Annotated in this window: 5 protein-coding genes; 4 read left to right on the top strand and 1 reads right to left on the bottom strand. The window is 55.2% G+C overall.

Going from position 1 to position 9407, the window contains the following annotated elements:
• The first annotated feature begins 1638 nt into the window (after window positions 1–1638).
• From LVD12_RS06985 to LVD12_RS06970, 4 genes are all read left to right on the top strand, one after another.
• Window positions 1639–2256 (top strand): bactofilin family protein, encoded by a 618-nt coding sequence (locus LVD12_RS06985; RefSeq protein WP_237066812.1) that lies wholly within the window; start codon window positions 1639–1641, stop codon window positions 2254–2256.
• 74 nt (window positions 2257–2330) lie between these two features.
• On the top strand, window positions 2331–3557 hold the full coding sequence (locus tag LVD12_RS06980) for a class I SAM-dependent methyltransferase (RefSeq protein ID WP_237066811.1): 1227 nt from the start codon (window positions 2331–2333) through the stop codon (window positions 3555–3557).
• 3 nt (window positions 3558–3560) lie between these two features.
• Window positions 3561–4868 carry a MotA/TolQ/ExbB proton channel family protein gene (locus LVD12_RS06975; RefSeq protein WP_237066809.1) on the top strand — a complete coding sequence of 436 codons (1308 nt, stop codon included), beginning with the start codon at window positions 3561–3563 and terminating at the stop codon, window positions 4866–4868.
• A complete protein-coding gene (locus tag LVD12_RS06970; RefSeq protein WP_237066807.1) occupies window positions 4858–5562 on the top strand; it encodes an OmpA/MotB family protein in 705 nt (234 codons plus the stop codon). The genes LVD12_RS06975 and LVD12_RS06970 overlap by 11 nt, the downstream gene beginning before the upstream one ends.
• Window positions 5563–6937: 1375 nt before the next feature.
• Here LVD12_RS06970 and LVD12_RS06965 read toward each other — a convergent pair.
• A complete protein-coding gene (locus tag LVD12_RS06965) occupies window positions 6938–8902 on the bottom strand; it encodes a DUF2334 domain-containing protein (RefSeq protein WP_237066805.1) in 1965 nt (654 codons plus the stop codon).
• Window positions 8903–9407 lie beyond the last annotated feature (505 nt).

The raw sequence follows: 9407 nt of genomic DNA, 5'->3' as shown, positions 1-9407 counted from the left end.
GTGAAACGCAACATCGCCGATGGTAGTGTGGGGTTTCCCCATGTGAGAGTAGGTCATCGTCAGGCTTCTAAATAAAAGAAAGGGCCACCCAACCGGGTGGCCCTTTTTTTATTTACAGTGCCCGACGATGGCGTAATGCCTAGCATCGTGAGAGTAGGGCTATGGGGCGCGTTTGCGAAGTATTGCTTCGCGCGTCCCATAGCGACCGGCCAAGGATGGCCGGGCCGGGGCCGGAGCGAACATACTGAAGTACCGCCATGGATAGCGACGCCAAAGCCAGCCGTCACTGCATACAGGCTTCTAATAAAAAAGGGCCACCCAATCGGGTGGCCCTTTTTTATTTTGGATACGGTGAAGTACTGCCACTACCGCGCAGCGCAGTATGCGCTGCCATGTGAGTCGTGCGCGACCCCGGACCCATGCACCGAAGGTGCGTAGGCAGGGGCGCCGCAGGCGTCGGGATGCCGTATCACGCACGCGATGGCGAGCACTGCTCACCACCCAGTGTAGGTCTACGGAGCCTTTCAAACCTCCAAAACCTAAGGCGGACATGACATGCTCGTTAGCACATTTCATTCCAGCCTGCCGATGACCCGGGTGGCGTTCCGCTACTTTCGCTACGCGAAAGTGTCAAGGTGATTCTGGCTACCCCTTCCCCCTCGGTTATGCGCCACCCAAATCCACATGTAGTCTAAACCGCTGCCCCAATGGCACAGTCCTTGCGACTTGCAACCAGTTACCCTGACGCAATTTTCACCATCTCGATCTCACCATGCCATTCCTGGCCGCGGGATGACTTTCCAATGCTTATACACAGATGTTTCCAGTCTCTCTGTTGGTAACAGGGCGGACCAGTTCAGTGGGTCATCAGGCGATAAATGGGAATCAGTGCTTGCGCCGCTCGGCTTCGGATCCGGGGATAACTCCGCCGCAGCAGAAGGCTGTCATGACCGGTATGCAGTGAGGAGTGTTCGTCGTGCAATGTGGTGGCTCGCCGTCGCTGTTGGCGCCTGGAGAAATGTGCCCTCTGCTGTCAGAGATGTTTTTTTGCGCGCTATGGGGCGGCCCGCGCTGTTTCGACGCCCGGCGGTCCTATCCAATGGTTATGCACAATTCCCTCCAGTAATTCTGTGGGCAACATGGCTAGTCACAGGCTATCGGCTGAGTAACTGATAGATGGGTATTGCTCCAGCAAAACAAACTTGGATGCTGTGGAAAATTGATCGGTCGTGCTGAGGAGCTCAAGGTTAGTGGGTGGCGCGAACGGAGGGGCTTTGAGGTGTCTGGCTCAATACCCTCAAGCAATGGACTGTAGAGAAAATTGTGAGGGGAAAAATACTATGAAAAGAGCCCGGCTCCTGTGGCCGAGGCTTTATGTGCAGAAATCGGCGGCCCGTAGCGAGTGGGTACTGGTGGGGCCGTTTTCGCAATTTGTGAGCTGTATCACACAGTCAGAAAAAAACGGGTTGAACGCAACTAAAAAGGCTCTTTTGCGATATGCGCTAATCGTGTGACGCCTTTATCATCAAACGACCCGATCGCCGCGCAGATGGCGAAATAATAACCGCCCTGGATTTGTATGTGGTTCCGCAAATGGGGCATCTACCCAGCTATCCCCAATCTGAGGAGTATAACAACATGGCTGATAATGAAGACCTGCAGAACAACGAAGAAAACTCCAGCAGCTTTCTTGATGGATTTATGGATCAAGGCAGCACAGTACAGCGAGGCGGTTCTTCTGTCAGCGATGACTACGACAAGTCTGTCATCGGAAAAAATATCAAGTTCCGTGGTGAGCTCATCGGTAATGAGAGCTTGCACATTGAGGGTACTATTGAGGGTACCGTCATCATGGAGGGCCACAATCTTTCCATTGGCTCCGGTGGTGAGCTGAACGCCAACATCCACGCGAAGAACATTACTGTGGAGGGGGCCCTGACCGGTGATGCTCTGGCAGAGGAGCTGATTGAAATCCGCCGCACAGCCGTTGTTAAGGGCAACCTGATCGCACCGCGTATCCAGCTCGATGATGGCGGTAAGTTCCGTGGTTCCATGGATATGGTCGACACCGATGCAGAAATGAAAGAGCGGATTACGGCATTCAAGGAAAAGCTCGTTCATCCGAGCCTGCCTCCCCGTGAAGGCGATGAGAAGCCGGCGACAACCGCCTCCAGCGCCCAGAGTGGCTACTATAGCGGTGCATCCGTGGCCACGGACTATGCAGAGAGCGATGCCGAGTCAGAAGTTGAGGCCTGATTCCTCTCTCTAACCGGGTGAGGTGGCGGGCAGGGCCTGCCACCTCATTATGGTGGTGTTTTGAGACGAGTTGTATGCAACATCACTCTCTTGGCCTGGCGGCACTGAATCAGGAGATTATTCAGCCCGGATACCGCATTCTTGACCTGGGGCCTCTTGCCGTGGGTACCACTCAGGCTTTTCTGCAAAAGAACTGTCCCTGTTATATAGAAGATCTGATCGAGTTCTTTGCAGACAGCGATGGAGCACCTGATCCGAGAGCTGCCCTGGCAAAGCACCTGGTTCCGAAGCCCGAAAGGATCAAGTTTGACGTCATCCTTTGCTGGGATCTACTGAACTTTCTGAGCCCCGAACTTATTGCCCACTTGTTGGAGCTGCTGCGTCCGAACCTGAAGCCGGGTACGCTGCTGCATGCGATGATCTATACCGGTGCCCGTGCTCCCAGTCGCCCGGCGAGGTTCAGGCTGCTTCAGGACTTCACTTATGAAACGAGCGATGACCCCGACTATCCTCTGGTGCCATATCAGCGCCACACGACTATGACGCTGATGCGGAGCCTCGGGCGCTTCAGGCTCAGCGATTCCCTGGTTAAGCGAAGGGGGATGCGCAGTGATCTGTTCGAGTACTTCTTTGAATACGAGAGTGGCACTCCAACCGGAAAAGTGAGACCTGGTGGGGCACCGGATGTCTCGAGCTATTTTTCCTCCAGCACCGTGGGTAGTGCCCTTCGCCTGTCTGCGCTGGATAGGGCCCTGGAATCAGCCCGCAGGTCACCGGTGAGCCGTGTGGTCGATTGCGGTCCCAGAACTGGGCGGAATACGGGCGCCTTGCAGCAGCAGGTGGGTGAACTGTTCTTACTGGATTTACACAATGCCATTCAGTGGTACAAAAGGCGCGGGCAGGCGGGATCTGAGGCGATCCGGGCTGCCTTTGCCAAGTTTTCCGGTATGGAACCAGCGGATATATTACTGACGTGGGATCTGTTCAGTTTTTATACCCCGGATGAAGTGCGAGTCCTGAGTGAGTTGTTGCTGGAGAAACTCAAGCCGGGTGGGCATTTGCACCTGTTGTTCTGTAAGCGGGCCTCACGCACAAAGAGCCCTTCCGTATTCGAAGTGCAGGTGGACCGGGGAATATTGGTGAAGGAGTTCCCGGCCAGTGGTGAACCGGCGATTTATTCCAGCCTCACAGGCTTGATCCGCTCAATGCCCCATATGCAGTTGGCAGGGCAGGGACACGGCAAGCTGCCGGGGGGAGCTATCTTCCATGAGCTGGCATTGAAGAAGACCACAGGAGCCTGATCGATGTCAGGATTGCTCAATCAGCTTTTCGCTGCAATGACACCCGAGAGGGTAACCGACACTTTCCTGTATTTAATGCTGGGGATTTTCCTGCTCGCACTTGCGTTGCGGTTTTCCGGGCGCGGGCGGGAGTTTATCGATCATTGTCCGGGATTTCTGACATCTCTGGGGATCCTGGGCACCTTCATCGGAATCATCATCGGCCTGTATGGGTTTTCACTGGAAGATATCGACCGCAGTATTGCGGATCTGATGGCGGGACTGAAGACGGCCTTTATTACCAGTGTGATTGGCCTGGCCCTATCACTGCTGTTGCGCATGTTAACGCGAATGGTGCGGCTGCCCTCGGACCCTGTGACAGAGGGGGCAACCATTGACGATCTGAATCGCAATCTGGTCAATCTTCGCTCGGTACTGGACCAGCATGCCAACCACGTTGGAGAAGCGGTGGTCGAGCAGCTCGCTCAGGTCGTTGCTGAGTTTGATGTCCGCCTTCAGGCCCAGTTTGGTAGCAACCTGCAAAAGTTTACTGCTCAACTGGAGAACCTGGAGCCGGTTTTGCAGGCTGTGGCATCCGAGTACCGGGCACATGCGGAGCGCGTCTCGGAGTTCAGCCAGCAATGCAGGGAAAGCCAGAGCGCCCTGCTCGAGCAGCAGTCCATGATTGAACGAGCTCATGAGCGTATTGCCGGTCTGCCCCAGATGTACAGAGGGATCGATCAGTTGCTGGTGCATCAACAAGAGCAGGCCGCTCAGTTGGCAAAATTGCTCAAGTGCCAGGGTGAGTCTGTACAGGAACTAACGGCTCTGGTACCGAAATTGCCACAGAGTATCGAGCGACTGGCGCAGGGTGTTGCCAGTGCCCAGCAGCGGGTCGATGGTAATCTGGCAGCGATTGAGCAGCTGTTACAGGGGCAGGCGAAGGCATTGGCAGACCAGTTGCAAAGCGTCGTCAAGGCAGTCAGGGGGCTGGAGGCACTCGATCCTCAGGTAATGCAGTCCCTTGTCACTAGCTCTGCCGACATGCATCGCCAATCAATGCGAGAGCTTGCTCAGATGATCGCCGGTACGCACAGGGAAATGATCCAGGCCCTGTCCACCGCGATCCGCCAGGAACTGCAGCATGCCGATGTCTCCATTCGCCGCCAGTACGAGCAAATCGATCGGGAAATGAATCGCCAGGTAGAGCAGGTACTTGCAGCCATGGGGGAGGCGCTGGCCACGGTCAGTGGCAGCTTCACCCGTGATTTCCAGCAGCTGATTGCGCAGATGCGACGGGTCAGGAGCAGGGAGTTGGAGCATGCCGAATAAACTGGTCGGGCGGAACCAGGGGAGCGAAGAAAGCGAGTGGCTCAGTGTCTCGGACCTGATGGCCGGGCTGATGATGGTGTTCCTGTGTATTTCCATCGTCATGATGCGCTCAATGATGGAGGAGCGCGAGAAAATCCGCGCACTGGCACAGTCTTATCGAGACAACCAGCTGGCCATTTACCAGAGTCTGGTCATGGAGTTTGGGGAAGACCTGCAGCATTGGGGGGCGACCATAGACAAGGATCGGTTGATCATCGCATTCAACAACGCCGATGCCATGTTCCCAACCGGTGAAGCTGAGATGAACCAGGAGGCGCAGTGGGTGATGGAGGATTTCTTTCCCCGTTATATACATGTGCTGAAACCATATCTGGGATCAATCCGGGCTATCCATATCGAAGGCCACACCAGTTCGGAGTGGGGCAGCGGCGGCAGCTCCAGGGATAATTACTTCAAGAACCTGCGTTTATCCCAGAGCCGTTCGCGGGAAGTGCTGCACCATGTGCAGGGACTGGTGCCAGAAGCGGAAGTCCCCGGTATGCTGGCACTGGTCGCTGCTGTAGGTTATTCGTCGGCCCGGCCGGTATTGCGCAAAGATGGCACCGAGGATCCGGAAAAGTCCAAACGGGTGGCCTTCCGGGTAATCACCAACTCGGAAGCGCAGATTCATCGAATATTAGAGGAGGCTCTATAGTGGCACTTTGGAGAAAAGCCTTTGCGCGGCTGCGGGCGGGGTCGGATGCCCCCAGCTCCACGCTGCCGGCTGGAATGGTGGACAGCGATGTGCTGGAACAGGACGAAGCCTCCATCGAAGAAAATCTGAAAGCAGCAGCGGCCATGGCAGCAGGCTCTGAACTGGATGATGGCAGTAACGATTTCACTCCGCGTGATGCCGTAGCACCAGCAAGTGATCTGCTCGCCCGAGAACTACAGGAGGGTATGCAGGTCAGCCTGGGAGACCTCGAGCGACATGCCGCGGGCTGGTGTTACCGCGGACACCCGGTGATGGTATTCGGGGTGGAGAATAGTGCACTGGATGACACCTCACGGCGTGCGCAGCAGGCATCCCTCGTACACCTGTTCCCCTGCACCAGTGCGCTCGAAGACGCATGCAGTACAGCGTGGGTGGCGACGAATCGGGGCGCTTTCGACAAGGTTGGTGGGAGAGGGAAGTTTCGTCTTTGTCCGGGCTGCCTACAGGCGACTGCCGGCCGGGGCGCCAACGCTGCTTCCTTTGAATTTCTCGATCACGTGCGAAGTCGCGGCGACAGCTACTTTCCAGAGGGTCCTTGCTTCTGGCGACCCGGCACCAGCCCCATTAAATTGAGGCTACCTGCACACGAGAGTGGGCAGCCGTGCCCGCAATGCCGCTGCCATCCGTCGGAACCGGGCTGGCAGCTGAGCGCCGCGGATAGTCGCCGCCTGTCGTTGCCTGAGGGAATCTGTCTGCTCTGTGCAGAACGGGAGGTAAAAGGTTGCCTCCACTTTGAAAGTGATAGTCTGTTGAGCGCAGCCCAGGCCCGATACCGGGATCTGATGACTCAGGCTAGTCGACCGCCGGCACCCTCGTGGAAGCTGGCTGCAGCCATCTTACCCCAGGGCTGGCAGCCATTGCTTCGCAGTCTTGAACGCATGCTTCCGCCCCCGGAGTTGTTCTACCGCTATGCAGAATCAGATGCGCCCGCAGTGCTTGCCTGGCCGAGTCTATGCAGGGGGGTGGTTGAACATCGCGATGACAGGCTCGCGGGCAACGATTGGAGGTTGTGGACCCGAGCTCAAATAGAGACTGAGCTGGGGTTCGGCTTTGCCAAGGACAATTTCAGGGGTTAGCTCGGAATGATAGGGCGGTGTGAGAGCTCGGTGATGTGGATAGGCACTTCAAAATCCGCCTCTTCTAGTAGTAGCTAGTGGGCACTCGATTGAGGTCGCGCAGACAGTCGAGGCAGAACCCGAGGGTGCAGGTTTTCCTTTAAGCAAAGGGCGCTACAGACGAGTGATGCATTGAGCGACCAGAGAAAGCCCAGGCCCCGACACCCGATCGGGGCTGCTCGAACATCCACTCCCTGACCTCATAGCTGATCAGGCGTGATCCACTCATAGCCCAGGTTGGAAATGCCACGCACGAGATTGCGGAAGTCCGTATACCCGTCAACGCCAAGGGACCTTTCCAGCCAGAACGGGTGGAAGAAGAAAGAGCCTACCCCGTCTCGGATCACTCCTGCATAAACCGCGTTGAGATAGACCTCTTCCCATGAATAATCAATAAATGATGCCGGATCAATTTCCCGGATATCGTACTCGATATTACCTAGATTTTCTGGGTAGATCCGGGCCCCATAGTAATCCCGCTGAATCAGATAGGGGAAGAACTGGCCGGCTGCAAAGTCTCGATTCGGGTCGCCTGATGGCAGGTTAAGATCAGGACTGATCGCTGAATAATAAATAGAGCGCTCATAGCGGCTGGAAAAGTAGTTGTTTACTGCCGCGTAGGCACTGGGAGATGCCTGATAGTGTGGTGTGGTCCAGGTGTAGGGCATGAAACCGTTGCTGAGCAGGTGCGCATAGCCCTGCTGAATCCGTACGTCAGCCCAACCGACAGAATCCTCGACGACCGGCGCATTATTGGGAATATGCCAGAACTCGAAATCGTCGCCGGTGATTCCACTATAGGGGTTGGGCTCCTCACGATACTGATGGGTATAGCCATGAAGGGAAATCTTGGCTCCCCGGGCCATGGCGTATTCCAGTGACTCCATCATCGCTTCGGAATCGGCCATGAAGACTTCCTGAGGTTGGCCGTTGTTGTAGATACCTGCCGGATCCCGGTAAAGGGGTACTGCGGTGATGGTGAACGGGATGTCGCGGCGAGATAAAAAGTCTGTCAGGCGCTTCATATTGGCAGGGTTTACAAGGGCCGCTACGTCCTCAATGCGCAACATTGCCTGTTTTGACTCAGGGTGATCGATGCCCAGAACCTCATGCAGAATATCGCAGAGCGCAAGATAGCGATCACGAGGGCCAATGTATGAAAGGGGTAAGTCTGCAAAATACCAGAAGTTGCCTGACCGACTGACATAAGGCATGACCTCATTTGAGACGCTATTGAGGATATTGACTTCAGCATTGGCTTTGTTGGCATCCACGATACCCATCCAGCCAGCGTCAGGATCCGCATACAGAGCGCCAGAGTTCTCGTCGTAGTCATAATACTTAACAAGATCTACACCCTTATACTGCACCGTATCGAAGAATCCTGGAGCAGGGGCTTCGGTCGTCGGCGAAGCATTCATTCCCCTCAGGCCATAGAAGCTGAGGCCTGTCTGGCCAGTGAAGTTGTATTCTGCGTTCCAGGCCAGTTGCCAGATGTTGTAGCGAAACCAGACGACTGTCTTGCTGGTAGCCATGACATCCTGTAGGAAACTTCCCGGCAAGGGGTTGTCGAAGTAACTGCCAAGATAAAAAGCGGCGTCGAATGATTCTATTTCGTTCGGGGTGTAATCATTGACGTTTTTTATCGTTATATCCGCGTCAAAGTGCCCCAGTAGATTACTTAACATGATCGCGTAGATTGATCCAAGCTTGGTAAAGGCTTGTCCACTCGGCCCATCATAGAGAACGATTACCTCTGGCTTTGGGGATAACAATCCGATGCTCTGTAGGAGTACAGCTGAGGTACTACTCCCGGCAGTGGTCGAACCCGCGTTCGCAAGAATCATCTGCATCAATGACTTTTCCGACCTTACTGAAGCGGCCGAAGAATCAGAACGTTCCTTCAACTTTTCCTTGAAAATCTTCTGCGCCTTCTTTTTCGCCTTTTCCTTTTTCTCTTTGCAGGACTTTTCCATTGCGCCCTTGCGACACTCCTGCATTGCCTCAGTCGGTGTCCCTGGCATGGGTACAGTATTTCCGGTTGGTAGCAATTGAGGCCGGGGTGTGTCCGCTACGGCGCTGGCGCCCACAAATAGAATTCCCAGTAGACAGGAGAGTGTGAGCAGGAAGTGTGGAAGTGGAAAGCGTGCCTCGGGATCAGTCATGGGAAACATCCTTACTGTGGAATACGTGCCTGGTTGCGCCGGCCACCAACTGATCGGGGGCAGGGGGCACTCGAGAAAAATCGAACCAGTGAAGTCGGCTGAACTTCTGTGCTGGCTGAACTTTAGTCAGGTTGGTAGTTTTTTAGACTGAGCGGGTCCTGGTGTAAATCAGCGCTCGGAGAAAAAGACGCCCAATTCTGTTAGCTAACTAACTAAGAAAACCATGTGACAAAGTTCACGAAGCTGTCCTCGAAGGTGGGTGGGCACGACTAACATTTCGGGACTTTCTGGCTGGCTACGGGGCGAACGATCGAGGTAAAGGAATGGTGAGCCAAACGTTGGAGTTTCAACCGGATACTGAAGCCTCGCGAGCGATGGCTGTTCATGATGAACCATTCCTCGTCGTAGCCGATACCAGAATTCACGCCAAACCAGACGGCAATCTGTTCGTCCGGTCTAAGCACGAGTTTGGCGGTTGGGCAGGGCTTTCCGGCATAGCAGCCTA

Origin of the sequence: Microbulbifer guangxiensis, from assembly GCF_021729075.1 — a bacterium.
Classification (GTDB): Bacteria; Pseudomonadota; Gammaproteobacteria; order Pseudomonadales; family Cellvibrionaceae; genus Microbulbifer; species Microbulbifer guangxiensis.
The sequence above is the reverse complement of the archived record's forward strand: the minus strand, read 5'-3'. Positions and strand labels throughout refer to the sequence as shown.